This is a genomic window from Bradyrhizobium lablabi, from assembly GCF_900141755.1.
In the GTDB taxonomy this organism is placed as follows: Bacteria; Pseudomonadota; Alphaproteobacteria; order Rhizobiales; family Xanthobacteraceae; genus Bradyrhizobium; species Bradyrhizobium lablabi_A.
Window position 1 is genome coordinate 6,642,192 of the sequence record NZ_LT670844.1, and the last position, 24,919, is coordinate 6,667,110.

General features: G+C 62.7%; 32 protein-coding genes. 19 read left to right on the plus strand and 13 right to left on the minus strand.

Annotated features, from left to right (window positions below):
• The first annotated feature begins 9 nt into the window (after positions 1-9).
• The 8 genes from fliE (at position 10) to B5526_RS30745 (ending at position 8,806) form a co-directional block, all read left to right on the plus strand.
• Positions 10-321 carry a flagellar hook-basal body complex protein FliE gene (fliE, locus tag B5526_RS30710; RefSeq protein WP_079543511.1) on the plus strand — a complete coding sequence of 104 codons (312 nt, stop codon included), beginning with the start codon at positions 10-12 and terminating at the stop codon, positions 319-321.
• Between the two features lie 126 nt (positions 322-447).
• The gene (gene fliQ, locus B5526_RS30715) at positions 448-711 is read left to right on the plus strand and encodes a flagellar biosynthesis protein FliQ (RefSeq protein ID WP_079543512.1); all 264 of its coding nucleotides are present in this window, start codon (positions 448-450) and stop codon (positions 709-711) included.
• 17 nt (positions 712-728) lie between these two features.
• Entirely contained in the window at positions 729-1,508 is a 780-nt protein-coding gene (gene fliR / locus B5526_RS30720) for a flagellar biosynthetic protein FliR (RefSeq protein ID WP_079543513.1), read from the plus strand.
• 4 nt (positions 1,509-1,512) lie between these two features.
• Positions 1,513-2,592 carry a flagellar biosynthesis protein FlhB gene (flhB, locus tag B5526_RS30725; RefSeq protein WP_079543514.1) on the plus strand — a complete coding sequence of 360 codons (1,080 nt, stop codon included), beginning with the start codon at positions 1,513-1,515 and terminating at the stop codon, positions 2,590-2,592.
• A 161-nt stretch (positions 2,593-2,753) separates the two neighbouring features.
• Positions 2,754-5,318 carry a cell cycle histidine kinase CckA gene (cckA, locus tag B5526_RS30730; protein ID WP_079543515.1) on the plus strand — a complete coding sequence of 855 codons (2,565 nt, stop codon included), beginning with the start codon at positions 2,754-2,756 and terminating at the stop codon, positions 5,316-5,318.
• Positions 5,319-5,649: 331 nt separating this feature from the next.
• Complete coding sequence (locus B5526_RS30735; RefSeq protein ID WP_079543516.1) at positions 5,650-6,597, plus strand: Tim44 domain-containing protein; 948 nt, start codon at positions 5,650-5,652, stop codon at positions 6,595-6,597.
• A 143-nt stretch (positions 6,598-6,740) separates the two neighbouring features.
• Positions 6,741-7,442 carry a glutathione S-transferase gene (locus B5526_RS30740; RefSeq protein WP_079543517.1) on the plus strand — a complete coding sequence of 234 codons (702 nt, stop codon included), beginning with the start codon at positions 6,741-6,743 and terminating at the stop codon, positions 7,440-7,442.
• Positions 7,443-7,651: 209 nt separating this feature from the next.
• Entirely contained in the window at positions 7,652-8,806 is a 1,155-nt protein-coding gene (locus B5526_RS30745; RefSeq protein WP_079544939.1) for an IS4 family transposase, read from the plus strand.
• A 53-nt stretch (positions 8,807-8,859) separates the two neighbouring features.
• Here the strand turns inward: B5526_RS30745 and B5526_RS30750 are convergent, their stop codons facing one another.
• From B5526_RS30750 to B5526_RS30755, 3 genes are all read right to left on the minus strand, one after another.
• Entirely contained in the window at positions 8,860-9,219 is a 360-nt protein-coding gene (locus B5526_RS30750) for a GFA family protein (protein WP_079543518.1), read from the minus strand.
• A gap of 224 nt (positions 9,220-9,443) precedes the next feature.
• Positions 9,444-9,626: a hypothetical protein gene (locus tag B5526_RS38070; protein WP_154071536.1), complete on the minus strand. Its 183-nt coding sequence runs from the start codon at positions 9,624-9,626 to the stop codon at positions 9,444-9,446.
• Positions 9,627-9,806: 180 nt separating this feature from the next.
• Positions 9,807-10,301: a hypothetical protein gene (locus tag B5526_RS30755; protein ID WP_433994604.1), complete on the minus strand. Its 495-nt coding sequence runs from the start codon at positions 10,299-10,301 to the stop codon at positions 9,807-9,809.
• Between the two features lie 93 nt (positions 10,302-10,394).
• Between B5526_RS30755 and B5526_RS30760 the strand changes: the two genes are divergently transcribed.
• The 3 genes from B5526_RS30760 (at position 10,395) to B5526_RS30770 (ending at position 12,651) form a co-directional block, all read left to right on the plus strand.
• Positions 10,395-10,625, plus strand: coding sequence for a hypothetical protein (locus B5526_RS30760; RefSeq protein ID WP_079543519.1), 231 nt, complete (start codon positions 10,395-10,397; stop codon positions 10,623-10,625).
• 36 nt (positions 10,626-10,661) lie between these two features.
• Positions 10,662-10,862: a type II toxin-antitoxin system RelE/ParE family toxin gene (locus B5526_RS30765; RefSeq protein WP_079543520.1), complete on the plus strand. Its 201-nt coding sequence runs from the start codon at positions 10,662-10,664 to the stop codon at positions 10,860-10,862.
• A 133-nt stretch (positions 10,863-10,995) separates the two neighbouring features.
• Positions 10,996-12,651, plus strand: coding sequence for a fumarate hydratase (locus B5526_RS30770; protein ID WP_079543521.1), 1,656 nt, complete (start codon positions 10,996-10,998; stop codon positions 12,649-12,651).
• Between the two features lie 67 nt (positions 12,652-12,718).
• Here B5526_RS30770 and B5526_RS30775 read toward each other — a convergent pair whose 3' ends face one another.
• From B5526_RS30775 to B5526_RS30795, 4 genes are all read right to left on the minus strand, one after another.
• Positions 12,719-13,015: a hypothetical protein gene (locus tag B5526_RS30775; protein WP_079543522.1), complete on the minus strand. Its 297-nt coding sequence runs from the start codon at positions 13,013-13,015 to the stop codon at positions 12,719-12,721.
• Positions 13,016-13,130: 115 nt separating this feature from the next.
• Positions 13,131-13,682, minus strand: a complete 552-nt coding sequence (locus tag B5526_RS30780) for an inner membrane-spanning protein YciB (RefSeq protein ID WP_079543523.1) — start codon at positions 13,680-13,682, stop codon at positions 13,131-13,133.
• A gap of 41 nt (positions 13,683-13,723) precedes the next feature.
• Complete coding sequence (locus tag B5526_RS30785) at positions 13,724-14,296, minus strand: hypothetical protein (RefSeq protein ID WP_079543524.1); 573 nt, start codon at positions 14,294-14,296, stop codon at positions 13,724-13,726.
• A gap of 279 nt (positions 14,297-14,575) precedes the next feature.
• Positions 14,576-15,982, minus strand: coding sequence for a carotenoid oxygenase family protein (locus B5526_RS30795; RefSeq protein ID WP_079543526.1), 1,407 nt, complete (start codon positions 15,980-15,982; stop codon positions 14,576-14,578).
• 98 nt (positions 15,983-16,080) lie between these two features.
• On the opposite strand from B5526_RS30795, the gene B5526_RS30800 reads away from it, so the two are divergent.
• A complete protein-coding gene (locus B5526_RS30800) occupies positions 16,081-16,824 on the plus strand; it encodes a TetR/AcrR family transcriptional regulator (protein ID WP_079543527.1) in 744 nt (247 codons plus the stop codon).
• A gap of 1 nt (position 16,825) precedes the next feature.
• Here the strand turns inward: B5526_RS30800 and B5526_RS30805 are convergent, their stop codons facing one another.
• The gene (locus B5526_RS30805) at positions 16,826-17,452 is read right to left on the minus strand and encodes a hypothetical protein (protein WP_079543528.1); all 627 of its coding nucleotides are present in this window, start codon (positions 17,450-17,452) and stop codon (positions 16,826-16,828) included.
• Positions 17,453-17,608: 156 nt separating this feature from the next.
• Between B5526_RS30805 and B5526_RS30810 the strand changes: the two genes are divergently transcribed.
• Positions 17,609-18,289, plus strand: coding sequence for an SET domain-containing protein (locus B5526_RS30810; RefSeq protein WP_079543529.1), 681 nt, complete (start codon positions 17,609-17,611; stop codon positions 18,287-18,289).
• Positions 18,290-18,417: 128 nt separating this feature from the next.
• On the opposite strand, the gene B5526_RS30815 is transcribed toward B5526_RS30810, so the two are convergent.
• Both B5526_RS30815 and B5526_RS30820 read right to left on the minus strand, forming a co-directional pair.
• Positions 18,418-18,816: a hypothetical protein gene (locus tag B5526_RS30815; protein ID WP_079543530.1), complete on the minus strand. Its 399-nt coding sequence runs from the start codon at positions 18,814-18,816 to the stop codon at positions 18,418-18,420.
• Positions 18,817-18,849: 33 nt separating this feature from the next.
• The gene (locus B5526_RS30820; RefSeq protein ID WP_079543531.1) at positions 18,850-19,089 is read right to left on the minus strand and encodes a hypothetical protein; all 240 of its coding nucleotides are present in this window, start codon (positions 19,087-19,089) and stop codon (positions 18,850-18,852) included.
• A gap of 100 nt (positions 19,090-19,189) precedes the next feature.
• Here B5526_RS30820 and B5526_RS30825 point away from each other — a divergent pair, with 100 nt between their 5' ends.
• The 4 genes from B5526_RS30825 (at position 19,190) to B5526_RS30840 (ending at position 21,224) form a co-directional block, all read left to right on the plus strand.
• A complete protein-coding gene (locus B5526_RS30825; protein WP_079543532.1) occupies positions 19,190-20,011 on the plus strand; it encodes a helix-turn-helix domain-containing protein in 822 nt (273 codons plus the stop codon).
• A gap of 79 nt (positions 20,012-20,090) precedes the next feature.
• Positions 20,091-20,756: a DsbA family oxidoreductase gene (locus tag B5526_RS30830; RefSeq protein WP_079543533.1), complete on the plus strand. Its 666-nt coding sequence runs from the start codon at positions 20,091-20,093 to the stop codon at positions 20,754-20,756.
• 61 nt (positions 20,757-20,817) lie between these two features.
• Positions 20,818-21,021, plus strand: a complete 204-nt coding sequence (locus tag B5526_RS30835; RefSeq protein ID WP_079543534.1) for a type II toxin-antitoxin system HicB family antitoxin — start codon at positions 20,818-20,820, stop codon at positions 21,019-21,021.
• Positions 21,018-21,224, plus strand: coding sequence for a type II toxin-antitoxin system HicA family toxin (locus B5526_RS30840; protein ID WP_079543535.1), 207 nt, complete (start codon positions 21,018-21,020; stop codon positions 21,222-21,224). Before B5526_RS30835 ends, B5526_RS30840 begins: the two co-directional genes overlap by 4 nt.
• Positions 21,225-21,276: 52 nt before the next feature.
• On the opposite strand, the gene B5526_RS30845 is transcribed toward B5526_RS30840, so the two are convergent.
• A complete protein-coding gene (locus tag B5526_RS30845) occupies positions 21,277-22,485 on the minus strand; it encodes a GNAT family N-acetyltransferase (RefSeq protein WP_079545601.1) in 1,209 nt (402 codons plus the stop codon).
• A 271-nt stretch (positions 22,486-22,756) separates the two neighbouring features.
• Here B5526_RS30845 and B5526_RS38075 point away from each other — a divergent pair, with 271 nt between their 5' ends.
• Positions 22,757-22,933: a hypothetical protein gene (locus tag B5526_RS38075; RefSeq protein ID WP_154071537.1), complete on the plus strand. Its 177-nt coding sequence runs from the start codon at positions 22,757-22,759 to the stop codon at positions 22,931-22,933.
• A gap of 65 nt (positions 22,934-22,998) precedes the next feature.
• Here B5526_RS38075 and B5526_RS30850 read toward each other — a convergent pair whose 3' ends face one another.
• Entirely contained in the window at positions 22,999-23,544 is a 546-nt protein-coding gene (locus B5526_RS30850) for a hypothetical protein (RefSeq protein WP_244562101.1), read from the minus strand.
• Positions 23,545-23,602: 58 nt separating this feature from the next.
• On the opposite strand from B5526_RS30850, the gene B5526_RS30855 reads away from it, so the two are divergent.
• A complete protein-coding gene (locus tag B5526_RS30855) occupies positions 23,603-23,845 on the plus strand; it encodes a hypothetical protein (RefSeq protein ID WP_079543536.1) in 243 nt (80 codons plus the stop codon).
• A 36-nt stretch (positions 23,846-23,881) separates the two neighbouring features.
• Here B5526_RS30855 and B5526_RS30860 read toward each other — a convergent pair whose 3' ends face one another.
• Positions 23,882-24,883: a LytTR family DNA-binding domain-containing protein gene (locus tag B5526_RS30860; RefSeq protein ID WP_079543537.1), complete on the minus strand. Its 1,002-nt coding sequence runs from the start codon at positions 24,881-24,883 to the stop codon at positions 23,882-23,884.
• Positions 24,884-24,919 lie beyond the last annotated feature (36 nt).

Genomic DNA, 24,919 nt, shown 5'->3' on the forward strand with positions numbered 1-24,919 from the left:
CTCTAAACCATGGCTTCACCGACAGTCGCTGCCAATGCCTACGCCAATCTTGCACGCATCCTGGACACCGGCGGCGCCGGCAAGGGTTCCGACACCGGCGCCGGCCCGTCATTCAGCGCGCTGCTCAAGGACGCGGTCGGGAGCGTGCTGGATGTCGGAAAGAAGTCCGACGCGCAGACGGTGGCGATGGCGCAGGGCAAGGCCAATGTGATGGATGTGGTGACGGCGGTGGCCGAGACCGACGTCGCGGTCTCGACGCTGGTGTCGGTGCGCGACCGGGTGATCCAGTCCTACGAAGACATCCTGAAGATGCCGATCTGATGGTCCTCATCCTGAGGAGCCGGCGCAGCCGGCGTCTCGAAGGATGATGAGGGATTGGGGCCGCATGGTTCGAGACGCGCGCGAAGAGCGCGCTCCTCACCATGAGGGGAGAATAAGGGAAGAAACATGACCGGTGCTGAAACCCTCGACGTGGCGCGCGATGCGATCTGGACCATTGTCGTGGTGTCGTCGCCTTTGATGGTGGTGGGCCTTGTGGTCGGCGTCGTGGTGTCGCTGTTCCAGGCGCTGACGCAGATCCAGGAGCAGACGCTGGTGTTCGTGCCGAAGATTCTCGCGATCTTCGTGACGCTATTATTGGCGCTGCCGTTCATGGCGGACTCGCTGCACAGCCACATGATGCGGATATCGTCGCGAATCATTGGCGGCTGATGCACTATGCGTGAGAAATGCGCGTCGATATCTCACTGCTGCCGGCGCTTGCCGCCGCCTTCATGCTGGCCTTCGCCCGCATCGGCGCCATGGTGATGCTGTTGCCGGGGTTGGGCGAAAGCAACATTCCGGTTCGCATCAAGCTCGCGATCGCGCTATTGCTGACGCTGATCATATTACCGCTGCACCGCGCCGCCTATCACGTCGACATGGGCTCGCTCACCCCGCTATTGGTATTGATGGTGCACGAGATCGTCATCGGCATCGTGCTCGGCGCCACCGCGCGGGTGACGCTCGCGGCGCTGCAGGTCGCCGGAAGCGTGATCGCCCAGCAACTCGGTCTTGGCTTCGTCACCTCGATCGATCCGACCCAGGGACAGCAAGGACTATTGGTCGGAAACTTCCTCACCCTTCTCGGCATCACCCTGTTGTTTGCGACCGACAGCCATCATCTGGTGATCGCGGCGCTCAACGACAGCTATGCGATATTCTCGCCGGGCGAGACCATGCAAAGCGGCGATGTCGCGGCGCTGGCCACCCGCGCCTTCACGGCCGCCTTCAAGATCGGCATGCAGCTTTCGGCGCCGTTTCTGGTGTTCGGCCTGGTGTTCAATCTCGGGCTCGGCGTGCTGGCGCGGCTGATGCCGCAGATGCAGGTCTATTTCGTCGGCGTGCCGCTCTCGATCCTTGCCGGCTTCCTGATCCTCGCCGTCGTCATCACCGCGATGATGGGAACCTTCCTCGATTATTTCATCGGCGTCATGCACGATTTGATACCGCTCAACGGAAAGCCGTAGATCGATGGCCGACGAGAACGACACATCAGACAAAACAGAAGACCCCACGCAAAAACGTCTCGACGACGCCCATGACCGCGGCGATGTCGCCAAAAGCCAGGAGATCAACACCTGGTTCGTGATCTCGGGCGCGACGCTGGTGATGTCGACATTTTCCGGATCGATCGGGACCGGCATCCTGATGCCGCTGCGCAATTTGATCGCCAATTCCTGGATGATCCATGCCGACGGGCCCGGCCTTCTGGCGCTGGCACAGTCGCTCGAATATGTGCTGATCGGAGCGCTCGGCGTGCCGCTATTGCTGCTGTCGCTGGCGGCGATCGCCGGCAACATGATCCAGCACCGGCTGGTGTGGTCGGGCGAATCCCTAAAACCCAAATTCAGCAAGGTCTCGCCGGCGGCCGGGGCAAAACGGATCTTCGGCAAGCAGGCGGCGGCGAATTTCGCCAAGGGCCTGTTCAAGGTGATCGCGCTCGGCGCGGTGATGACAGCGATCCTGTGGCCGGAGCGTCATCGGCTGGAATCCTTCATGCACTTCGACCCGGCGATGCTGCTCGGCGCCACCACCGGCCTGACGGTGCATCTGATGGGCGCCGTGGTGGCGATGCTCGCGGTGGTCGCGATCGCCGACTATTTCTTCCAGTACCGGCAATGGTACGAACGGCAGAAGATGTCGCTGCAGGAGATGAAGGAGGAGTTCAAGCAGTCCGAAGGCGATCCCCACGTCAAGGGCCGGCTCCGCCAATTGCGCCAGGCGCGCATGAAGAAGCGGATGATGGCCGCGGTTCCCAAGGCCTCCGTGGTCATCACCAACCCGACCCACTATTCGGTGGCGCTGTCCTATGAGCGCGGCATGTCGGCGCCGATCTGCGTCGCCAAGGGCGTCGACAGTATCGCGCTCAAGATCAGGGAAATCGCCGGCAAGCACGACATCCCGATCGTGGAGAACGTGCCGCTGGCGCGGGCGCTGTATGCGACCGTCGAGATCGACAACGAGATCCCGGTCGAGCATTATCACGCGGTCGCCGAAATCATCGGTTACGTGATGGGTCTGAAGCGCGGGTTTTCCGGCCGGCGGGTCTGAGGTTGCGGAAACCGCCCGGCTTGCGGGAATAGTAGAGGAAATGCGCATAAGGGGCGAAATAGCGGGCTTGACGGGCTTGCGCTTGCGGGGCCGATTCAGGCACTCAGGCGTTAGGTGTGCGTGAACTGCGTCACTCCATGTCGACAGGCTACGACCCCGCCATGACCGCCGAACTTGACAACGATCCGTCACGCGAGCCGCTCGCCGTCCACGAGCCGGCGCGGCGGAGCGGCAGCATCGTGCTGGTGCTGCTGGTGGCGGGTGGCATCGTCGCGGTCGCGGTCGCGCTGATGACCATCGGCCGGGCGCAGGCGCAGCCCTATATCCTGGGCCTGCTGGCGCTTCTGGCGATGGTCGGGCTGTTCAATTTGTTCGCCTTCGCCGCCGGCATCATTCGTTTCGCCGATCGGACCATGGACGATCCGGTCAAGGGCCGCATCGCCGACCAGGCCTATGACGGGCTCGCCGTCACCGACGCCCGAGGCCATGTGGTCTATTCCAACGCGGCCTATCTCGCGCTTACGGGGGCGTCGAGCGCGCAGGACGTGCGGCCGGTGGAGCGGGTGTTCATCGGCAATCCCGATGTCTCGGAAGCGGTGTTTCGCCTCTTGAAGGCCGCGCGCGAGGGCAAGCGGCAGCAGGAAGAGGTCCGGATCGCAGGCCACGACGGCAGCCTCGGCCGCTGGCTGCGGATGCGGGTCCGGCCCCTCGGCGAGAGCAAGCGCGAGGCGAAATACGCGGTGTGGTCGATCGCCGACATCACCCGCGACCGCGAACGCCAGGAGGACGTGTTCCAGGAACTGCAGCACGCCATCGAATATCTCGACCACGCGCCGTGCGGCTTCTTCTCGGTCAATGCCGCCGGCGACCTCGTCTATGTCAACGCGACGCTGGCGAACTGGCTCGATCACGACCTCGCCGAGATCGGTTCGGGCGGCCTGAAACTGACCGACATCGTATCCGGCGATGGCGCGGCGCTGCTGACGTCGATCGTGCCGGTGCCGGGCGAAGTCAAAACCGAGGTGTTCGATATCGATCTGCGGATGCGCGGCGGCAAGACCATGCCGGTGCGGCTCTATCATAAATTGGCGTTCGGCGCCGACGGCGTGCCCGGCGCCTCTCGGACACTCGTGATCAGCCGTGCCCGCGATGAGCGGGCCGATCCGCAGCGCGCCGCCGAAGTGCGCTTCATGCGCTTTTTCGATCATACCCCGATGGCGATTGCGACGGTGGACCGCGGCGGCACCGTGGTGCGCGCCAACGCCCGGTTTGCAAAATTAGCCCAAAGCATCGGTCCGGACGGCGTCGCCGCCAAGTCGATTTTCAGAGCCGTCAACCCGCGCGACCGCGGCCTGTTGATCGCGGCGATCAACCATGCGGCGGACAGGCAGGGCGATATCCCGCCCGTGGAAGCGATGCTCGACGGCGCCAAAGAGCGCTGGGGGCAGTTCTTCGTCACCGCGGTCGAGGAAGGCGAGCGCGAGACCGAGGCCGCCATCGTCTACATGCTGGAGACCACCGAGCGGCGGGCGCTGGAGAACCAGATCAACCAGTCGCAGAAGATGGACATGGTCGGCCAGCTCGCCGGCGGCATCGCACATGATTTCAACAATGTGCTGTCCGCCATCATGATGGCGAACGATTTTCTCTTGAACGCGCACAAGCCGACCGATCCCTCGTTCCAGGACATCATGCAGATCAAGCAGAACGCCACGCGCGCCGCCACGCTGGTGCGGCAACTGCTCGCGTTCTCGCGCCGCCAGACATTGCGGCCGCAGGTGCTCGACATGGGCGATGCGCTGTCGGATCTGACGATGTTATTGCGCCGCCTGATCGGCGAGAAAGTAAAACTCGATCTGGTGCACGGCCGCGATCTCTGGCCCGTCAAAGTCGACGTCTCGCAATTCGAGCAGGTGATCGTCAATCTCGCGGTCAATGCCCGCGACGCGATGCCCGACGGCGGCAAGCTGACGGTTAGGACCGCCAATGTGACGACGGAAGAAGCCGGCCAGCTTGCCTACAAGGGCATGCCGGCGGCGGAATATGTGCGGATCGACATCATCGACACCGGCACCGGCATTGCGCCCGACATCGTCGACAAGATTTTTGAGCCGTTCTTCTCCACCAAGGAGGTCGGCAAGGGCACCGGCCTCGGCCTGTCCACGGTCTACGGCATCGTCAAACAGACCGGCGGTTTTGTCTATGTGGACTCCGAGGCGGATAAAGGCACCTCGTTCCACATCTTCCTGCCGCGGCACCATCCCGAGCAGGAGGTGCAGAGCGACGCGCACGCGATGAATGGCGCCGCCAAGGAGACACCGGCGGAGGCAAAACCGCGGGCCGACCTGACCGGGCAGGGCACCATCCTGTTGGTCGAGGACGAAGAGGGGCTGCGCTCGCTGAACGCGCGCGGCTTGCGCTCGCGCGGCTACAGCGTGATCGAGGCCTCGAACGGCGTTGAGGCATTGGAAGCGCTGGAGGAAAAGGACGGCGCCGTCGATCTCGTCGTCTCCGACGTGGTGATGCCGGAAATGGATGGCCCGACGCTTTTGAAAACCATGCGCGGCCGTAACCCGGACCTCAAGATCATCTTCGTATCCGGCTATGCGGAGGATGCCTTTGAGAAGAGCCTGCCTGAGAACCAGCAGTTTGCATTCCTGCCAAAGCCGTTCACGCTGACCCAATTGGTGGCCGCGGTGAAGGAGACGATGACGTCGCGGCAGTAGCGGGCTTCCCGGAACCCAGCCGTCATTGCGAGGAGCGACCTGTCCGCCGTAGCTCAACGAGCGAAGGCGAAAGCGACGAAGCAATCCCACCTTCTACCCCGGTTCGCCGAAGCTGGATTGCTTCGCGGAGCCTGTCATCGGGCGCGCGTTCGCGCGACCCGTTGGCTCGCAATGACCGCCAAAATTCCCGCGAAACAGCCGCAAATGACTGCAATTGCCGCACCCGCGACCGAGGGCCGCAGCCCGGGTTCCCCCTGGCGCCTTCCCTTTTGGGCGGTTCTGCCCATGTTAGAGGCGCTCCCCCCTGCCGGGGAATTTTAGGGAAACTGACATGAAATTCACCCAACGCGCCCGCGGCATCGTCCAGGCCATCGCCGTCGTTTTATCGCTGGCGTACCCCCTGATGCTCGCCGTCTCTCCGGCCGACGCCCGGCCCGGCGGTGGCTTCAGCATGGGTTCCCGGGGCTCGCGGACATTTTCGCCGCCGCCCAGCACCTCGACCGCGCCGGGAACGGCGCAACCGTTCAACCGCACCATCACCCAGCCGAGCAGCCCTGGCCTGAACAGCCCGATCGGCGGCCGCGGCTTCTTCAACAGCCCCGGTCGCAGCATGCTCGGCGGCCTCGCGGCGGGCTTCCTCGGCGCCGGCTTGCTCGGCATGCTGTTCGGCGGCGGCATGTTCGGCGGGCTCGGCGGATTTTCGTCGATCTTCGGCCTGATCCTGCAGATCGTGCTGATCGTCTTCCTGGTCCGGATGGCGATGTCATGGTGGCAGCGCCGTCAGGCACCGGCCTATGCAGGCGCTACACCCGCAAGCCCGGGCGGGCCGGCCAACTTCCGCAGCGGAATGGGTTTTGGGCTGGGATCGGGCAGCGCGCCGCTGCAGATCCTGCCGGCCGACTATGAGGCGTTCGAGCGGCTGCTCAGCGAGATCCAGGCGGCATGGTCGAACGAGGATATCGACCGGCTGCATACGCTGGCCACACCCGAAATGGTGTCGTATCTCGCGCAGGACATCGAGGCGAACAAGGCCCGCAACGTCATCAACAAGACCTCCAATGTCAAACTGTTGCAGGGCGATCTCGCGGAAGCCTGGCGCGAGGGCGATACGGACTATGCCAGCGTCGCGATGCGCTTCTCGCTGGTCGACAAGACGCTCGACCGGGCCGGCGGCCGACTGGTCGAGGGCAGCGAGCAACCGAACGAGGTAACGGAAGTGTGGACCTTCGTGCGGCCGCGCGGGGCCAATTGGGAGCTCTCGGCGATCCAGCAGGTCTGATCGTCTGCAAAGCAATCAAAGTGCAGGGCGCCGCGGTTCGATCCGCGGCGCCTTTTCATTTTCCTTCTCATTTTCCTTCGCCGTGAACTGACGTAAGTCATTCCGGGGACATCCCGGAATAGCGAACGAGAACGAGCCCATTCATGAAATACGAACTCTACTATTGGCCGGGTATTCAGGGCCGCGGCGAATTTGTCCGGCTCGCGCTGGAAGAGGCGGGCGCCGACTATGCCGATGTCGCGCGCGAGCGCGGCACTGCCGCGATGTTCAAAGTGATGGAGGCGAGCGGCACGCCGCCATTCGCGCCGCCGTTCTTGAAGGCCGGAAAACTTGTCATCGGCCAGACCGCCAACATCCTGCTCTATCTCGGCGCGCGTCATGGGCTCGCGCCGAAGGCGGAAGGACCGCGTCTTTGGGTGCATCAGCTGCAGCTCACGGTGGCGGATCTTGTGCAGGAGGTCCACGACACCCATCATCCGCTCGGGTCCTCGCTGTATTACGAGGACCAGCGTGCGGCGGCCAAGAAGCGCACCGAGGAGTTCTGGAGCGAGCGCGTGCCGAAATATCTCGGTTATTTCGAGTGGCTATCGGAGGGTAGCGGCGGCTCCTATCTGACCGGCCGCGGGCTCACTCACGTCGATCTTTCGATGTTTCAGATCGTGGAGGGACTGCGCTACGCGTTTCCGAAACGCATGAAGGCCTTCGAGCGCAAGATCCCCGGCTTGATCGGTCTGCACGACCGCGTCGCCGGACGGCCGAACATCAAGGCGTATCTTGCGAGCGACCGCCGCATCCCGTTCAACGAGGACGGCATTTTTCGGCATTACAAGGAGTTGGATGTATAGGGAGGGCTCGAGGCGATCGACTCTCTTCCGTCATGCCCGGGCTTGTCCCGGGCATCCACGTCTTAACTCTCCGCTGAAACAAAGACGTGGATGGCCGGGACAAGCCCACCACTGTCCGGTTCGATTTTTGTAGACAGGGTGCATGACGAGGATTCTTCTGTGTTTTGAGCGCTTCGCACACGTTCGAGACACCGAAGGAGGTCCACGCCATGCGGCATCAGAATAGCGTATTTCACAGTCTAACAAAGCACGTTCCTTGGTCTAAGTTCGAACAGATCGTGGAGAAGTACGGGGCCGACCGGCTGGTGCGGAAATTGACGACGAAGCGTCAGTTCATCGCATTGCTGTACGGGCAATTGAGCGGCTCGACGAGCCTGCGGGAGGTCGTGACCGGGATGGCGAGCCACGAGACGCGGCTTTATCACGTGGGGGCGGCGCCGGTGAAGCGTTCGACGATGTCGGACGCCAATTCGACGCGGCCTTGGCAAGTGTTCAGCGAGCTGTTCGCGCAGATGCTGCCGCAAGCGCATCGTGGGCTGCGGCGCGCGACGGCAGACGCGGTCCGGCTCATTGATTCCACCAGTGTTCGGCTCTCCAGCCTGAGCGAAGGCTGGGCGACATTTTCGGCCGATGTGTTCGGCGCCAAGGCGCATATCGTCTACGATCCGAATGCCGATCGGCCGGTTTACTTTGCGGTGACGCCCGCTAACGTCAACGACATCACAGCCGCCAAGGCGATGCCGATCGAGCCGGGCGCAACCTACGTCTACGACCTCGGTTATTACGATTATGGCTGGTGGGCGCGGCTCGATGACGCCGGCTGCCGCTTCGTGACGCGACTGAAGAAGAATACCCCGTTCAGCGTGGTAAAGGAGAACCGCGTCCCCAAAAACAGCAATATTCTGCGCGACCGCATCGGTCATTTGCCGGCCCGGCTCGCCAACAGCCGCAAAAATCCGCTGCAAGTTCCGGTCCGAGAGATCACCGTGATCATCGACACCGGTAAGCTGTTGCGCATCGTGACCAATGATCTCGACGCGCCGGCAGAAGAGATCGCAGAGCTTTACAAACAGCGCTGGCAGATCGAATTGTTCTTTCGCTGGGTCAAGCAGACGCTTCGAATCAGGCACTTCATCGGTGTCTCCGAGAATGCCGTCCGCATTCAGATCGCCATCGCCCTGATCGCCTTTCTCATCTTGCGCATGGCCCAGCTGGCTCAAAAAGCGGTGCACAGCCCTCTCGAATTTGCCCGCCTCGTCCGCACCAACCTCATGCACAGACGCCCGATCAACCATTTGCTCGAACCCCTACAGCCGATCCCGATAAACCCCGATCAGTTGAAACTTGGACTATACTTCCAATGAACCGGACAGTGGTGGGACAAGCCCGGCCATGACGGATGAAGGCGGGGCCCGCCCTATCGATTCCGCCCGTCGATCGGCGTCATCGTCAGTTTTGCAAGCTCGATGCCGTCGATGCAGCTGACGTTCAGCGCCACCACCTCGGTGCCGTCGGGCTTCTTGCCGCGCGCGAATACGGCGACGCCGCAGTCGATGCAGAGCTGGTGCCGGATCGCGTGCTTGTTGAACAGATATTCCTTCAAACTCTCGCCGCCGGCGCGCAGTTGAAAACTCTGCGGCGGCAGGAACGCGAAATGCAGGCCCTTCTTGGTGCAGATCGAGCAATTGCAGGCCGTCACCATGGCAAGATCGGTGGTGCATTCGAACCGCACCATGCCGCAGTGGCAGCCGCCGGTAAAAGTCTTGCTGTTGGGCATCGCGCCGCACCCGCTCGATGGCTTTTCGGGGGGCAGTATAGGCCACAGCGAAGTCCGGGCACCAGATGCGTCAACCCACAAACAGCCGTCATACCCGCGAAAGCGGGTATCCAGTAAGCACCGGCGTTCGTGAGAATCTCGAACTGCTCTGGAATACTGGATCGCCCGCCTTTCGCGGGCGATGACAGCTAATATGTGGCGGACAGTCAGCCCGCCTCAACCCGTCAGACCAGCTGATCGATCCGCGTGCCCTGGCCGGGCGGCAGCGGCGCCAGGGCGACCGGCTGCGGCGTGCTGGAATCATTGGCGGTGCCGTCGGTCTTGGCGTCCGGCGGCTTGGGGACGCTGGGTAGAAGAACTTGCACCGGGGGTGGCGGGGGCGATGCGGTCGCACTGGAAACAGCCATGAACAGGATCCTCAAAACTATTCCCGACTGTGACCTGGCGGAGGCGAATGATTTATGAATCCGGACCGTAGAGTGTTCGGCAATGCGGCCAATCCCGCCGCAGGGTGAACGGGAGGCTCCAATGTCGGTAAAAATGTTCGGATTTGACGGCGCTTGCCCAAGCCTAATCTTCGGGCCTCTTCACTGGTCGGTCCCGCGCGAGACCGTGATCGACGCGTCCGTCTTGGTCCTGACGCAATGCATGTCGAGGCGGCGGTAGCGCATGGTGACGTCGTTGCCGTAAAAAATCCCCAGCCGCTTGATGCAGCGGCTCGCGCCCCGCAGCATGTCGTCCTTTGGCAGCGTGAAGATGATGGCGGAGGCGCTGGCGACCAGATCGAGAAAGGCAGGCTTCGGCTTGCGGCTGTCGGCCTTGGCGTAGAGCTGGTTGGCGTAGTTGCGCCCCGCGCACCCGAGCGTGAACTCCTTGGTCTGCGGATGGGTCAGATAGATCACATTGGCCGCGGTCTTGCCCACGGTAACCCCGTCGATCTGGCTCTTGAGCTGGCCTGCGAGATCGTCGCAGCGGTCGGCCCGCGCCGGCGAGGTGCCCGATAGGCTCAGCGCCATGGCGATGAACAGCGCGAGCGTGGTGGCGAGCAGGGTCGGCCGGCGAAGTTCTGAATTCAATGTCATGTTGTGATTGCCCCTTTGCGCCATTGAAGCGTCCGCAGGCGGATAGTGCAAGGGCGGGTGTTTTTCTGTCGCTAACCGTGATATATTGATGACATGAGCAAAGAGCAGGTAAAGGCAGTCCTGGACCGCGTGCTGACCTGGCCGAGCGAGCGCCAGCAGGACGCCGCGAAGCTATTGATGCTGATGGAATCGCAGGACGAAAGCATCTATCGGCTGACCGACGAACAAGTTGAGGAAGTCCGGCGACGGCGTGCCGACCACAACGCGCCGAGATTGACGCTCGACGAATTCAAAGAGCGGCTCCGCCGTCGTCTCGGCGAATGAAGGTTGTTATCCGCGAGGCCGCCGCCGGCGATCTCGATGACGTCCTGGAGTGGATCTCTCGCCCGCATCGACCGGCTTGCAATTCCTGGCCTTTCCCACATCGGGCGGCCGGGACTGGTCGAAGGAACGCGCGAACTTATCGAAGCACCCTACATTATCGTCTACATGGTGGACGAGCCGGCAGACGAAGTTACGGTGCTTGCTATCGTTCACGGCGCGAGGAACCGCGAAAGCTGACGGTGCGATGAGGGTAGGCGACTCTAACCGGCGAGATATCCGGAACCTTCCTTTTCCCGCAAAAGTGCTTAGAACGGTTCAATCGATCGCGCCTCCGAGCGAGCGCCCCGGCTCCTAAACCCGCGAGAACCCCATGAACGCCCCCACCGCCTTTCCCGACCAGCAAAAGCCCGTTCCGCCCTATAAGCATACGCCGCTGTTTCCGCTCGGGCCGGACACCACGCCGTACAAGAAGGTCACGACCGAGGGCGTGCGGGTCGAGACGGTGTTGGGCAAGGAAATGCTGGTGGTGTCGCGCGAGGCGCTGCGGGCGCTCAGCGAGGCGGCGTTCGGCGACATCAATCATTACCTGCGGCCGGGGCACCTAAAACAGTTGCGCTCGATCCTCGATGACAAGGAGGCGAGCGACAACGACAAGTTCGTCGCCTTTGACTTTTTGAAAAACGCCAATATCGCCGCCGGAGGCGTGCTGCCGATGTGTCAGGACACCGGCACCGCGATCATCATGGGCAAGAAGGGGGCGCGGGTTCTCACCGATGGCGACGACGAGGCCGCGCTCTCCGAAGGCGCGCGCGATGCGTATCTGCGTCGTAACCTGCGCTATTCGCAAGTTGCGCCATTGTCGATGTATGAGGAAAAAAATACCGCCAACAACATGCCGGCGCAGTGCGAGATCTACGCCGAAGGTGATGACGCTTACAAGTTCATGTTCATGGCCAAGGGCGGCGGCTCCGCCAACAAAAGCTTTTTGTTCCAGGCGACGCCGTCGGTCCTGACAAAAGACCGCCTGCTGGCGTTTTTGAAGGAGAAGGTGCTGACGCTCGGCACCGCGGCGTGCCCGCCCTACCATCTGGCGATCGTGATCGGCGGCACTTCGGCCGAACTCTGCATGAAGACCGTAAAACTCGCTTCCGCGCGCTATCTCGATGCGCTGCCGACCCACGGCTCGGCCGATGGCAACGCCTTCCGCGATCTCGAGATGGAGCAGGAAATTCTAAAGATGACGCAGTCGCTGGGCGTCGGCGCGCAGTTCGGCGGCAAATATTTTTGCCACGATGTGCGCGTGATCCGGCTGCCGCGCCACGGCGCGTCGCTGCCTATTGGTTTGGGCGTGTCGTGCTCGGCGGACCGCCAGGTACTCGGCAAGATCACAAAAGACGGCGTCTATCTCGAAGAACTCGAACATAACCCGGCGCAATATCTGCCCGCGGTCGAGCAGTCGCTTGGCGGCGAGGTGGTGAAAATCGATTTGAATCGGCCGATGAAAGAAATTCTGGCGACATTGGCAAAACATCCGATCAAGACGCGGTTATCGCTGACCGGCACCATGATCGTGGCGCGCGATTCCGCGCACGCCAAATTGCGCGAGCGGCTGGAGAAGGGCGAACCGCTGCCGGATTATTTTAAAAATCATCCGATCTATTATGCCGGTCCCGCGAAGACGCCGGAAGGCTATGCCTCCGGTGCGTTCGGCCCGACCACCGCGGGTCGGATGGATTCCTTTGTCGATCAGTTCCAGGCCGCCGGAGGCTCGATGGTAATGCTGGCAAAGGGCAACCGCGCGGCTGCGGTGCGCGAGGCCTGCAAGAAGCACGGTGGCTTCTATCTGGGCTCGATCGGGGGTGCCGCGGCGAACCTTGCCGAGCACTGCATCAAGAAGGTCGAGGTGGTGGAATATCCCGAGCTCGGCATGGAAGCGATCTGGCGCATCGAGGTCGTGGATTTTCCGGCCTTCATCATCATCGACGACAAGGGCAATGATTTCTTCAAGGAATTGAATCTGGGGTGAGGGTAGGGCGCGGCCCACGTCCACCCGTCGTCGTCCCCGCGTTCGCGGGGACGACATCTGATGGTGTTTACGCCCTTGTCCCCGTGAACGGAAAACTGCCCATCGGGCCGATGCCCATTTCGCCGGAGATGCTGTCGCCTGAAACCTTGCCGGTGAAGGCGAGCGTCAGCGGCATCGGGTTGGTGATCGAGATCTTCCAGGCGACGTCGTCGCCTGCGACCGCACCGTCGAAAATCTCGCCCGAATTGCCGTCCGCGCCTTGCGTCCCCGTCAGCGTGCCGCCCGCACTTTTCAGGCTCAGCGTCGCATTGCGCTCGCCCATCGGCGTCGACATCGTGATGTTCCAGTTTCCGTCCACGGCCATCTAGGTCTCCTCAATTTTTCTTCGCAAAACCGGAATGGCTTTGGATTGGGCAGGCACGCGTGCGATATAGCGCATCTCGCCCTGCATGCCCAAGCGTCTTTCCTGTTTGGCCTGGTCAGGCGCGGGCAGCGCGAATCCGGTTGGTGACGAGGATGCGGAACGCGATGTATTGCACGGCGAAGGCGGCAAATTTCGCCCCGATCAGGACCACCGACACATAGAACGCCCACAGCTTGAGATCCCCGGTTGAGGCCACCGCGATGGTGCCCAGCCCCAGCGCGAACATCAGCGCCGCCCAGGCATAGCCCGCGATGGTGACATATTCGGGAATGATCTCGGCCACCATCGGCGGCATGTAGCGCAGCATCCAGCCGCGCTTGAGCATGATGGCGCCGATCGCGAAATGCGCGATCGAGGGCTTTGCCAACACGAAGCGGGGATCGTTGGTCAGGAGCGTCGCGCTGCCGAGCACGATCACGAGCGCAAGGCTCGCATAGGTCATGAAGCCGAGCGGTTTTCCTTTGACGCGGCTGTAGGCCACCTGGGCCAGCGCGCCCGCGATCGCGACCGACGTCGCCAGCACGACGTTGCCGGTGGCGAGATACAGCACGAGGAACACGATGGCGGAGAGGAAGTCGGTCAGGAGTCTGACGAATACGTCTCTCATCGCGATGTTCTCCTGGTCGCCTCTTCGTCGCAATGACGGTCTTATGCGGCGCTGGCCGATGCGGTCGGCGCGCCATATTTCGCCCGCCGGTACGCTGGATACCATTTTGTAAAATACGCCGCACTGTTGCGGGCGGCAAACGCAATCACCAGTCCGGACCACAGCGGCAGGCCCGGCACATAGGTCAACAGCACATTTGCGATCATCATCAACAGGAAAGCGCCGGTCCATGCCGAGGTGATGATGTAGTTCGCCCGCAGGAAGCCGGGCAAATTGGCGGTCTCGGTATCGACTGTCTCACGGGCATATTGCAGGGTGAACGGGAAACGCAGCGCAATCGATGTCAGCGAAATCGCGAACACGCCGGCATCGACGGCGAGCTTTATGGCCGAGTTGCTCATGCCGGAATCGATCAAGGTGAGATAGGCGCCGAGCGTCGCGAACAGGATCATGGAGCCCGCGCCAAGGATCTTGATGGAGCGGCCGCGCGCGATGTCATAGCTGATCACCATCAGGCAGATCGCGGCGGCTGCGAACAGGCTCACGATGGCGGAAGTTGTCAGCATCAGGAAAGAGAAGGCGGCGAAGGGGGCGAGGATGAGGAAAATCGTCATGGTAGCCTCTGTGGGCTGATCTTTACGTTGTAAAGATGAGACTAGAGGCGAGAAGGGAGAGCGTCAAGCGATATCTTTACAGTGTAAAAATAACGTGAGGCCGCAAACAAGCTTGGAAGATACTATTCATATTCAATGGCTTATGAGGGCCGAAACCCTATCAAGCTCGTCATGCCCGGCCTTGTGCCGGGCATCCACGTCCTTCTTTGCTGCGGCCAAGACGTGGATGGCCGGGACGAGCCCGGCCATGACGGAGGGCGCAGATGGCAGGTGCCGTTTTCACGCCGCGCCCACCCAATTTCCATGAAACCCGTCGGGCACGCGATGGCCGAACTGCACCAGCGCGACCGGGCCTGATTCGATGTCGGTTGCGTTGAACACCGCGAGATCGCTGCGGTTTTCCCGGGCGCGCCAGACCACCGCCAACAGCCAACCGTCGCCCTCCGTGGCATCCTCGCCGCGCGCGACGAATACCGGCTCGGAAATGGTGTCGCCGGCCGGCAGCAGACATTTTTCGAGCCGCGATCCCTTGCCGTCGACATGCACCACGCCCGACAGCCCGCCGGTCAGCGCCAACTCGCCATCGGCGCATGCGTACCAACCATGACTACTCTTGATACCGGTGCGGCGACCGTCGATGCCCGGGAATTCGCCGGTCAGGTCGTCGAGATAGATTTGCGAAAAGCGGTCGGTATTTCCGGCGAGATCAAAAGTCCAGCGGCACAGCCGCGCGCTCGACTTTTTCGGATTGGTCGGCGAGCCGTCGGGATGGGGGAACAAGGGAGCTTCCTCGTACTGCATGACGTCGGCGACGATGCGATTACTTTCTTCCCAGGCATTCATGACATGGAAGACGTAGCAATTTTCGCCGCGGAACCAGACGATATCTTTGGCCGAACCCTTGCGCTTCATGACGCCGACATAGGCGCCCTTGTCCGGCTCCCAGGCGTAAGGCGGCCGGCCGCCCATCGCACGTTCCATGCTGCCGGTGATGGGCAGGATCGGAAACAGCAGATGATTTTCGGTGACGATGAAGTCGTGCACCATGCTGGCATAGGGCGCCTCGAAGCGGTCGAAGCGGCTCACCACGCCTGTCGCGTCGACCGAGCCATAGGACAGCGCGGCGCTGAACGGGCCGCCGGCATTGTAGCCGAAGAACATCATCTCGCCGGTTACGGGGTCGATCTTGGGATGCGCGGTGAACGGGCCGGCGATGCGGTTGTCATAGTTGCAATAGCCGCGGGTGTTGAGCGTGCCCGGCTCGATCTCGGTCGGCAGATGGCCTTCCTCCAGCGCCAAAAGGCGGCCGGCGTGAAAGATGATATTGGTATTGGCGACGCCGCCGTCGGAAACGGCGGTAGCCGGCGCATCGGGCAGCTTGCGGCCGCCGAAGCCGGAAAACAGCGCGCGCCCGGCGTCGTGCTCGGCCAGCCATTTCGGGGTGCGGACCCAGCGGTTGCGGTAGCTGGCGCGGCCGTTCTCGAGATGGAAGGCGTGCAGCATGCCGTCGCCGACGAACCAGTGCGCGCCGGGTACCTCGAATTGCGGGTTGGGGCCGTTGCGGTAGAGCGTGCCGTTGAGTTCGCGCGGCAATTCGCCGATCACCTTGAGATACGGCGCGTCGCATTCCATCGGTATCGGCGCCAGATTGATCCGCTCCGCCCCGGTCGGTGCTTGCTGTTGCATCGGTTGGCTCCCTGATTGATCTTTACACCGTAAAGATATCGACCGGGCCCGTCAAGCCAAATCTTTACAGTGTCAAAATCGTGATCTATAGAACGAACATGGCAAGAGGCACGACAAGAAAACCAACCACCGCGCGGGCTCGTCCCCGGCGCGCAGCTGCTGGCGCCGCGCCGGGGCGGGCCGGGCGCAAGCCAACCGCGCCGCGGCCTGCCGCTGGCAGCGAAAGCACGCCGTATCATCACGGCGCGCTGCGGGATGCGCTATTGCAGGCGGCGGAACGGGTGCTCGAACGCGACGGGCTTGCGGGATTGACCCTGCGCGCGGTGGCGCGGGAGGCCGGTGTGTCGCATGCCGCACCGACCCATCATTTCGGCGACCTCACCGGTCTCGTCAGCGAACTCGCCGCCATCGGTTTCCGGCAATTCAATACCGCGATGAAGGAAGCGGGCGCCGCCGACACCTCGCCGATCCACAAAGCAATGGCGCGGGCCAAGGCCTATGTCGCCTATGCGCAGGCCCATCCCGGCATGTACGGGCTGATGTTCCGCACCGAACGCCTCGATTATTCGCGGCCCTCACTGCACGAGGCGGCGGAAGCCTCGTTCGCGGGGCTCGCCGGCTCAATCGGCGCCAGCCGCCAGGAGGAAATCCATCAGGAGGCGCTGTCGCTCGACCAGGCCGCGGCGATCGCGCGCGCCTGGTCGCTGGTCCACGGTTTTACCATGCTGCTGCTGGATGGACGCCTGAAGGACATCCTGCACCGGCTGCCTGAGGGTACCGACGCCGAAACTTTGCTGGATGCCATGCTCAGAATAGCAGTCGGCAAGCCGCCGGGGTGCTAGGCTAGCGCCGCATCGCCAGCTCCACAGCGCGTCCACTGTCGCCGATTATCTTCACCTCGTCCTTGCCGCATTTGAAATCTCGCGCGACCTCGTCGGCAGCCTTGCGGGCGATCTCATTTGCGTTGGAATTGGCGGCTGCGTCGATATAGGCCACATGGCACACTTGCCCCGGAGGCAGCCGCGTCACGACGAGCAGCGGCTTTGCGATCGGCCGGCCGTCCTTGCTCTCGTCGCTATTGTCGGCGATGTGCCAGCGTTGAATGATCGCAAACGGCTTGCCGCCTTGCATCCGCCATTCGACCCTTTCGGTGGTCGAGCTGAACGGACCAAACCAGGCTTGCGCCGCCGGTTCCTTGGCGGCGGCGGCTCGGCTGCGGCCGACCGAGACGGTCTCGCGCAAATCGTCCTCACTCACCAGCACTATCAGGCCGGCCTTGCCCGGGCAGACCCGGATCGTGGAGTCGTCGACGCCGTTGCCCGCGCTGGTGACGCGGCAGGCCTTTGGTGCTGTGGATGTGTAGATGCTGCCGAATGTTTGTGCGTTGGCCTCGGAAATCGGGCCGAAGCCGGCACAGAACAGCGCCACGGCAATTCCGAAGCTGAGGTAGAGCTGAGGGACGCACGTCATCCGGCCGCCTCCAATGCGGAACCAAGCTGTTCGACGTGCGCAATCTGGGGAAGGTTCAAGCAATATGCGCGAAACACCTGACAACGATCCGGAATCGTCTTAGAACAGCGGCTTCGCCATCCCGCCACTTCACGAGCGTGCCAGTTTTAGTCGATCATGCCTGCCATTTCGCCGCAAAAACCCTATCGCGTCGGCCGTTCCCGCACCGGGCTTGGCCTCTTCGCCACCAAACCGATCAAGAAGGGCACCAAAATAGTCCGCTATTTCGGGCCGCTGCTGGATTGCCGGAAGAAGAAGGACGACGCGATCGAGAACAAATATCTGTTCGAACTCAACGGCCGCTGGACCATCGACGGTTCGGTGCGCGAGAACATCGCCCGCTACATCAATCACGCCTGCAAGCCGAACGCGGAATCCGATGTCCGCCCGCGCAAGCGCAAGGTCTTCATCCGCGCCATCAAGAACATCGCGCCGGGCGAGGAGATCAACTACGATTACGGCACCGATTATTTCAAGGCCTATCTCAAGCCGATCGGCTGCAAATGCGACGCTTGCGAGAAGAAGCGCAAGAAGAAGCGCGCCGAGGCGCGGGCCGAACGGCTGCGCCTGAAAGCCAAGGCCGAGCGGAAGGCGTTGCGGAAAGCCGAGAAAGCCGCGAGGGCGGAGGAAAAGCTTGAGCAGAAATTGAATGGCAAGTCGAACGGTGCCGGGTTGAACGGCACGTCCTTGAATGGGCACGGCGGAAAATCAGACGCGAGCAAAATGATTGCCGCGAAATCGGGGATCTTTGCGAAGGCTAACGGCAAGCAGGGGCGGGAAGTCAGCGCTTCAGCCTGACGCCCCCTGGGATTCGTCATGCCGGGCCTTGTGCGGCCTTGTGCCGGGCATCCAAGTCTTACGGAGCCTGCAGCAAGAAAGACGTGGATGGCCGGGACAAGCCCGGCCATGACGTTGCACTGACGACTCTACACCGCCAGCGCGCCGCCGCTCTTGCGCAGCCCGATATATTGCAGCTCGGCCAACACGCCCGTCGCGATCGCCTGGGCCACGACAAAAACTTCGCCCAGCAAATTGGGCGAGACCGCGCCGCTGACCAGCAATGCGATGCTGGCAAGCGTCCATGCCGCGTTACCTGCGATCACGATCATCACGAGAATCTTCGGCATGGATTGTCGGGTGCCGAGCCAGCCGACCAGCGCGGTATAGGCGATCAGAAATAGCCCGGTCTCGCGCAGCAACGCGTCGGGAAGATCGAGCAGCGGCGCCAGCGCGCCGGCGCCGAAGGTAAGCAGCAGGGCGCTGACGCCACTGAAGATGGCGTCAGCCAGAATGGCGCGGCGCAAGAAGGCGGATGGATTGATCATGGCAGTTCTCCTTCTGAGGTTGGACGATAGGGATCAGTGCGTGGATTGGCGGAGCCAGGCCTGAAGCCGGCGTAACAGGCGGATCGGGCAAAGCGTCCGGCCAACATTGCTCTCGAACTCCTGCACCTGCGCGAACACGAACGCGCCGGTGTGGTGCACCAACGGCTCAGGCATGTTGAGGGCGCGCGCCAGCAACCGGGTCGCCAGATTGAGGATCCACGGTATCGTGCCGGTGGCCGGGGGTGCGGGGTTCGTTCGGTAGTGCGTGGTCATGGTCGTCTCCTTTGATCCAGAAGATGGCCCAGCCGCATCCGCTGTTCGATTACCTCCGACGTAATGGAACGTGTGAAATTCGCATGCTAGGTTTTCCACCATGAACGCACAGACCGCCACGGCGCGAGCCGAACCAACCAAACCCTCCCATGTCGGCGATCACTTGCGCGAATGGCGCCAGCGCCGCCATCTCAGCCAGCTCGATCTCGCGGTCGACGCCGAGATTTCGGCGCGGCATTTGAGCTTTGTGGAAACCGGCCGCGCCGCGCCGTCGCGCGACATGGTGCTGAAGCTTGCCGAGCGGCTCGAGGTGCCCTTGCGCGAACGCAACGTATTGTTGGTGGCGGCGGGTTATGCGCCGGCGTTTCCACAGCGCTCGCTGGATGATCCCGCGCTGAAATCGGCGCGTCAGGCGATCGATCTCGTGCTGAAAGCCCACGAGCCCAATCCCGCGCTGGCGTATGACCGGCACTGGAACCTGGTTTCGGCCAACCGCATGGTGATGCCGCTATTGGAAGGCGTCCCGCAGCGTCTGCTCGGCCAGCCCTTCAACATCCTGCGTCTCGCCTTTCACCCCGAGGCCTTGGCGCCGCGCACCGTCAACCTCGCCGAATGGAGCAGTCACCTTCTGGAGCGGCTGCACCGCCAATGCGAGGCGACCGCCGATCCCGAACTGCTAAAACTCTATTATGAGCTGAAGGCCTATCCGATGCCGGCGCGCTCCGGGCCGCTGCCGGCCGACAATGTCGCGATCCCCTTCAAGATGCGGCTCGACGGCGAGGTGCTGAGCTTTATCTCCACCACGATGATTTTCGGCACGCCGGTCGATATCACCCTGTCGGAACTGGCGCTCGAGACATTCTTTCCGGCCGACGATTTCACCGCCGCGCGGATGCGGAAGATGGCGGCTGATCTCGAATAGCTCCCTTGCTGGCAACTCCCTTGCTCAGGGTGGGTTTGGCACTTATCTCTGGCACTTCCGAGAAAGCGAGGAGACCCCGATGAGCACCCCAAAACCGCTTCAGATCGACATCGTCTCCGACGTCGTGTGCCCGTGGTGCTACATCGGCAAGCGCCGCATCGAGAACGCGCTGGCGTTGACGCCGGATGTCCCGGTGGAAATTCACTGGCGGCCGTTCTTCCTCAATTCCTGGGTGCCGCGCGAGGGCATCAGCCGCGATGAATATCTCACCGCGAAATTCGGCTCGCCCGAGGCCTACAAGAACATCGCCGGCCGCGTTGTCGCGGCTGCCGGCGAAGAGGGGCTCACGTACAGGCCCGATCTCGTCAAGCGGCAGCCCAACACCATCGATTGCCACCGGCTGATTCACTGGGCGGACGCGCAAGGCAAATCGGCGGCAATGAAGCAGCGGCTGATGGAATTGTATTTTCGCGACGGCGGCGATCTCACCGACACCAATGTCTTGGTGCAGGCGGCCGCCGATGTCGGCCTCGATGCCGACGACGTGCGCAAGCGCCTGGCGAGCGATGAAGACGTGGCGCTGATCTCGGCGCAGGCGCAGGAGGCTTCTGAAAAAGGCATCTCCGGCGTGCCGACATTTGTCTTTGCGCAGAAATACGCAGTGTCGGGCGCCCAGCCCGCCGAGCAGCTCGCCCGCGCCATCCGCCAGGTCTCGGCGGAGGTGAACGCGCAGGCCGCGGAGTAGGGCGAGGCGAGGCTTGAAATTGGCTGATGTCCGCGCGACAATCTGGTTGTGGAGATCGACGATGAAGATCAAGATTGTAGTGCATGAGGCGGAGGAGGGAGGCTTCTGGGCCGAAGTCCCTGCCATTCCAGGCTGCGCCACCCAAGGCGACAGCATGGATGAACTCATGCAGAATCTTCACGAGGCGATCGAAGGGTGTCTCTCGATTGAAGTTTCGCCGCCGGAGCCGGGCGGCACGGAACGGATGCTGGAACTACCTGCGTGAAGTCTTTATCCGGTCGCGACTTCGCTCGTATCGTCGAGCGTCGTGGCTGGACTTTGCTTCGCGTCAGCGGCAGCCATCATATTTATGGCAAGAGCGGAAGCGTCATCCGGCTTTCGATCCCCATCCACGGCAACAAGCCGTTGAAGACGGGCCTGCTGCGGCATCTAGCGAAGCTCGCAGAAATTTCAGACGACGACCTTTGACGCCGCGCCTCTTCGTGTTCGCATAGAATTAAGTGTTATCCGGCGCGCAGGCCTAACGTCCACGGATCACGTGAACCGCACCGCGCGCGAATTCGCGGAGTTTTATGCGCAGCGCCAGCGCGGCATGGATCAGCGGGACCACCGGATCGTTCCGCCGCAGCGGGATCAGGACGTCGCCGATCGCGAACCGGCCGCGCCAGATCGGATTGATCATCGGATGATCGGCGCCAGCCGTGGAATCCGCCGATGCAATCGCCGGATCGGCGCAGAGATGCCGCGTCAGGTCGAGCGTCAGCTGCACGCCCGGAGAGAATTTCGCAAAACGCTCGTCGATGCCGAGCTTGAAGTAGAAGGCGCGATCCTGATGCCGCAGCACGATTCCCGCCGCGACCGGAATGATGTCGGCTGAGAGCGTCACGATCTCGCATTGGCCGTCCGCGGCGAGCGCGGGAGCCGCGCGGCGGATGAAGTCCGCATCGCCGTCGTCCTGAATCAGCGCGGTGCCGCGCTTGCCTTTCCAGCCGGAGGATTCCAGCCGCAGGAAGGTCTCCAGCGCGGCGGCTACTTGCTCGGGCCTGCGCGCGACTTCGAAACGGAGGGCGCCGTAGTCCGCCAGCCGATGCCGCTGGCGACGCAGTTCTTTCAGTTTCTTGTGCCCCAGCGCGTCACGCAGCAATTCTTCGGCGTCGCGGGTGGCGTCAAGGCAGGCGCGGAGACGGGATTGCAGGATACGCGGGCGCAGGCCGTCTTGCCGCAGCACCTCGTCAAAGGCTTTCATCGCGGCGCCATCGAGCGACACGTCGCGCAGGATCAGCGCATGCGCGCCGGCTTGCCGCGCCGCGGCCAACAATTGCGCCGCGGCATCGCGCGCCATCTCGCGATCGAGCAGCGGGGTGCACAGCGTGCCATAGGGTTCGGCGCTTGCCAGCGCGGGCAGCGGGATCTTGCAGGCGCGCAACATCGGGATCACGGGCAACAGGCCGATCAGCCGCGGCGCGCCGTCCTGCGCGGCGTCGCTCCACGCGCTCAGCGCGGAGACGCCGGTACGGCCGCGCGCCGAGGCGTTCACGGCGAGTTCCCAGCCGGGCAGATAATAGCCGTTCGGCTCATTGGCGCGTTCGGCCAAGGCACGCCACGCGCTCGCGGCGACAGACGTCAGCGGCGCGAAAGCCTCGCTTGCCGGCGACGCTGCTGCCGTTGGCGCGCGCGGGGCGGCCGCATCGGCTTTGGATGCGCGACGGATCGTCGCTATATCGATGATCTCGACCACGTCCCCGTTTCCCCGCGCGGGGACCTGCGGAGCTGCGAGCGCCGCGCTTTCCACCGCGTTACCAGCAAAATGCTAGCGGAAAGATTGGAAAATAGCGTTGTTTCACCGATCCGATTTGAGCGGTAATGTTAACCGCGCGTTCATCATTGGAACCCGAAACCGCAGCCGCCGAATAGCCAGCTGTTCCAATGCGGCACATGCTTAAGAAGCGTTAACCATTTTGTGGGGATAATCGAATCGATGATTCCAGAAGGAGTTTTCGATGGCGAAGTTTGCGATTGGCGACAAGGTCGACAAGGCACCCGACGACCATGAGAGCGGCATTGTGGTTGCCGTATTTTCGACCACCGACGGCAGCTATCGGTACGCCGTCGACATGGAAGGGTACGGCGCGCTGCAGTTTTTCACCGAAGAAAAGCTGGTCGTTCACGCCAACTAGACCGGTGGCGCAAGGCGGACCGATCAAGGCCGCCGGCCGGGTTCCGGCGCGTGGAAGCTCGCGCGCTAAATCGGATCGTAGCTCTCCGACACGCAATTGTCGTCGGCTTTGGCGCGCCGCCGGTCGATGATCTGGCCGCCGCTGATTGTGACAAGATAGGTCTGGGTCCCCAGCGGCTTGTTCATGGCGGAAGTAAGCTCCGCCTTGACGCAGGCAGTCCAGCCCGCTCCGTTGGGTTCGTGGTGCGGCTGCGACACGCGCACATCGTGCGGGCTTGAGGTGTTGACGAACACCGTCTCCAGTTTTTCGCGAACCAGCCGTTTGACATCGGGTGGCGGCTCGGGCGGCGGCGGCTCGCTGGCCTTGGTGCGCATGAATTCCGGCAGCGGCGCACGGCTGTCGGCAAAGCCGCAAGCCCCCAAGGCGGGCACCAGCCCCATCATCAACGCCGCCTGAACCATGATCCGCCGCATCCGCCGAGTTTTATCCCCGCTGCGGTTAAAATTACCCGTCCCCGCGATCAATTCGCGCACCCCGGCCATCAACAATTGCTGAAACATGCCGTTACGAAACGCGCCGTTGGTGCCATGATGCCGATCCGTTGTTGCCAAGGTCTGGTGGCAACGTAAGTTGGGCCGGGATGGCAGGGATGGCAGGGAGGGGTAAGCGATGAAGACGTTCACTGTAGCTGCTGTCATGCTGGCGTTGATCGCGGCACCGGCGCACGCCCAGATGGGCGGTGGCGGCGGCAAGCGGCATCAGGGCGGCGACGACAAAAAGACGGACCAGAAGAAGCCGGAAGTGGACGAGAAGGCCTACAAGGCGGCGCTTGAGAGAATTCCGGAGCCCAAGGAGAAATATGATCCATGGGGCGTCGCGCGGCCCGCGGAGCCCGCCAAGAAATCCAAATAAAAAGAAATCAGAATAAAAACCGGAACGGCCGCTCGATCACTCTGCCGCTTGACCAAGTGTGCCGGCCGCGGCGGCCTTCGACCGCTCGGCAATTCCGGCCACGGCCGCCTTGAAGCGGCGGCTGCCGGGGACGGTCTCGCCGGTATCGAGGCGGACCTCGAAGTCGCCGGATGGCCGCCATTGCAGCGCCACGATCCGTTTCAGATTGATGAGCCGTGACCGGTGCACGCGCGCGATACCGAACGGCGCCAGGCGGGCCTCCTCGGCCTGCAGCGTGGTGCGGATCAGGTGTTTGCGCTGGGCGGTCAATTCGTATTCGACGTAATTGCCGGCCGAACTTACCGATACGATCTCGCAGGCGTCGATCAGGACGCTGATACGACCGTCTCGAAGCCACAATTCCGGCTTGGCCGGAGTACTGGCCGTACGCTTCGGCGCAGCTTCCCCGGTCTCTATCGGCGCGGCGCGGGCGGGCCGCTCGGCAAACCAGAAGATGACGGCCAGCGCAAGATAGGCGAACAGGTCTTTCCTGAATTCGTAAAGAATTTCGCGAGACCACGGAAACGTGTAGGTCCAGCCGGCAAGTCTATAGGCCAGCTCGCGAAGCAGGCCCATACCGATGATGTGCAGCGCCGAGAAGGCGATCACCAGCGCGATCAGCGTAGCTCCGGTCGTGAACGGCTTGATCCCGCCGGCTCGAAACAGCAGCGCTCCGCGTCGGATCAGCGGCAACAATGCCACGACGACGATGCCGCTGGTCGCCTCCCAAAGCGCCGGTTCCCATAGATTGTGCGGTGAGCCCAGACGCCAGGAAATGTCACGTGCGTTCGAGAATGCACCGACAAGGCAGGACACTGCGACGAGCGTGGCGGCCACGGCGTAGACCGCGCGGACCGAGAGCTGCGCGTCGACACCTTTTGTCCACGAAGTTCCGCCGCTTGTCCTGTCGCCCGGTTTTTCGTCACGCGGGCGAAACCATCCATCCCGCGGCGGATGGACAGGGCTGCGGGGAGCCAGTTGGATCAGCGACTTAATCATGGGAAGTCCGCATGACTGGAAATGCCGACAAGGCGA

What these genes read in the sequence shown, in the direction of transcription:
- B5526_RS30805 (WP_079543528.1), bottom strand. Translation starts at nt 17,452, where the DNA reads ATGACGTGCGTCCCTCAGCTCTACCTCAGCTTCGGAATTGCCGTGGCG.
- B5526_RS30835 (WP_079543534.1), top strand. Translation starts at nt 20,818, where the DNA reads ATGAAGATCAAGATTGTAGTGCATGAGGCGGAGGAGGGAGGCTTCTGG.
- B5526_RS30775 (WP_079543522.1), bottom strand. Translation starts at nt 13,015, where the DNA reads ATGGCCGTGGACGGAAACTGGAACATCACGATGTCGACGCCGATGGGC.
- B5526_RS30855 (WP_079543536.1), top strand. Translation starts at nt 23,603, where the DNA reads ATGAAGACGTTCACTGTAGCTGCTGTCATGCTGGCGTTGATCGCGGCA.
- fliQ (WP_079543512.1), top strand. Translation starts at nt 448, where the DNA reads ATGACCGGTGCTGAAACCCTCGACGTGGCGCGCGATGCGATCTGGACC.
- cckA (WP_079543515.1), top strand. Translation starts at nt 2,754, where the DNA reads ATGACCGCCGAACTTGACAACGATCCGTCACGCGAGCCGCTCGCCGTC.
- B5526_RS30745 (WP_079544939.1), top strand. Translation starts at nt 7,652, where the DNA reads ATGCGGCATCAGAATAGCGTATTTCACAGTCTAACAAAGCACGTTCCT.
- B5526_RS30780 (WP_079543523.1), bottom strand. Translation starts at nt 13,682, where the DNA reads ATGAGAGACGTATTCGTCAGACTCCTGACCGACTTCCTCTCCGCCATC.
- B5526_RS30785 (WP_079543524.1), bottom strand. Translation starts at nt 14,296, where the DNA reads ATGACGATTTTCCTCATCCTCGCCCCCTTCGCCGCCTTCTCTTTCCTG.
- B5526_RS30810 (WP_079543529.1), top strand. Translation starts at nt 17,609, where the DNA reads ATGCCTGCCATTTCGCCGCAAAAACCCTATCGCGTCGGCCGTTCCCGC.
- B5526_RS30860 (WP_079543537.1), bottom strand. Translation starts at nt 24,883, where the DNA reads ATGATTAAGTCGCTGATCCAACTGGCTCCCCGCAGCCCTGTCCATCCG.
- B5526_RS30750 (WP_079543518.1), bottom strand. Translation starts at nt 9,219, where the DNA reads ATGCCCAACAGCAAGACTTTTACCGGCGGCTGCCACTGCGGCATGGTG.
- B5526_RS30825 (WP_079543532.1), top strand. Translation starts at nt 19,190, where the DNA reads ATGAACGCACAGACCGCCACGGCGCGAGCCGAACCAACCAAACCCTCC.
- B5526_RS30765 (WP_079543520.1), top strand. Translation starts at nt 10,662, where the DNA reads ATGACGTCCTGGAGTGGATCTCTCGCCCGCATCGACCGGCTTGCAATT.
- fliR (WP_079543513.1), top strand. Translation starts at nt 729, where the DNA reads ATGCGCGTCGATATCTCACTGCTGCCGGCGCTTGCCGCCGCCTTCATG.
- B5526_RS38075 (WP_154071537.1), top strand. Translation starts at nt 22,757, where the DNA reads ATGGCGAAGTTTGCGATTGGCGACAAGGTCGACAAGGCACCCGACGAC.
- B5526_RS30755 (WP_433994604.1), bottom strand. Translation starts at nt 10,301, where the DNA reads ATGACATTGAATTCAGAACTTCGCCGGCCGACCCTGCTCGCCACCACG.
- B5526_RS30830 (WP_079543533.1), top strand. Translation starts at nt 20,091, where the DNA reads ATGAGCACCCCAAAACCGCTTCAGATCGACATCGTCTCCGACGTCGTG.
- B5526_RS30820 (WP_079543531.1), bottom strand. Translation starts at nt 19,089, where the DNA reads ATGACCACGCACTACCGAACGAACCCCGCACCCCCGGCCACCGGCACG.
- flhB (WP_079543514.1), top strand. Translation starts at nt 1,513, where the DNA reads ATGGCCGACGAGAACGACACATCAGACAAAACAGAAGACCCCACGCAA.
- B5526_RS30800 (WP_079543527.1), top strand. Translation starts at nt 16,081, where the DNA reads ATGGCAAGAGGCACGACAAGAAAACCAACCACCGCGCGGGCTCGTCCC.
- B5526_RS38070 (WP_154071536.1), bottom strand. Translation starts at nt 9,626, where the DNA reads ATGGCTGTTTCCAGTGCGACCGCATCGCCCCCGCCACCCCCGGTGCAA.
- B5526_RS30760 (WP_079543519.1), top strand. Translation starts at nt 10,395, where the DNA reads ATGAGCAAAGAGCAGGTAAAGGCAGTCCTGGACCGCGTGCTGACCTGG.
- B5526_RS30795 (WP_079543526.1), bottom strand. Translation starts at nt 15,982, where the DNA reads ATGCAACAGCAAGCACCGACCGGGGCGGAGCGGATCAATCTGGCGCCG.
- B5526_RS30815 (WP_079543530.1), bottom strand. Translation starts at nt 18,816, where the DNA reads ATGATCAATCCATCCGCCTTCTTGCGCCGCGCCATTCTGGCTGACGCC.
- B5526_RS30770 (WP_079543521.1), top strand. Translation starts at nt 10,996, where the DNA reads ATGAACGCCCCCACCGCCTTTCCCGACCAGCAAAAGCCCGTTCCGCCC.
- B5526_RS30740 (WP_079543517.1), top strand. Translation starts at nt 6,741, where the DNA reads ATGAAATACGAACTCTACTATTGGCCGGGTATTCAGGGCCGCGGCGAA.
- fliE (WP_079543511.1), top strand. Translation starts at nt 10, where the DNA reads ATGGCTTCACCGACAGTCGCTGCCAATGCCTACGCCAATCTTGCACGC.
- B5526_RS30735 (WP_079543516.1), top strand. Translation starts at nt 5,650, where the DNA reads ATGAAATTCACCCAACGCGCCCGCGGCATCGTCCAGGCCATCGCCGTC.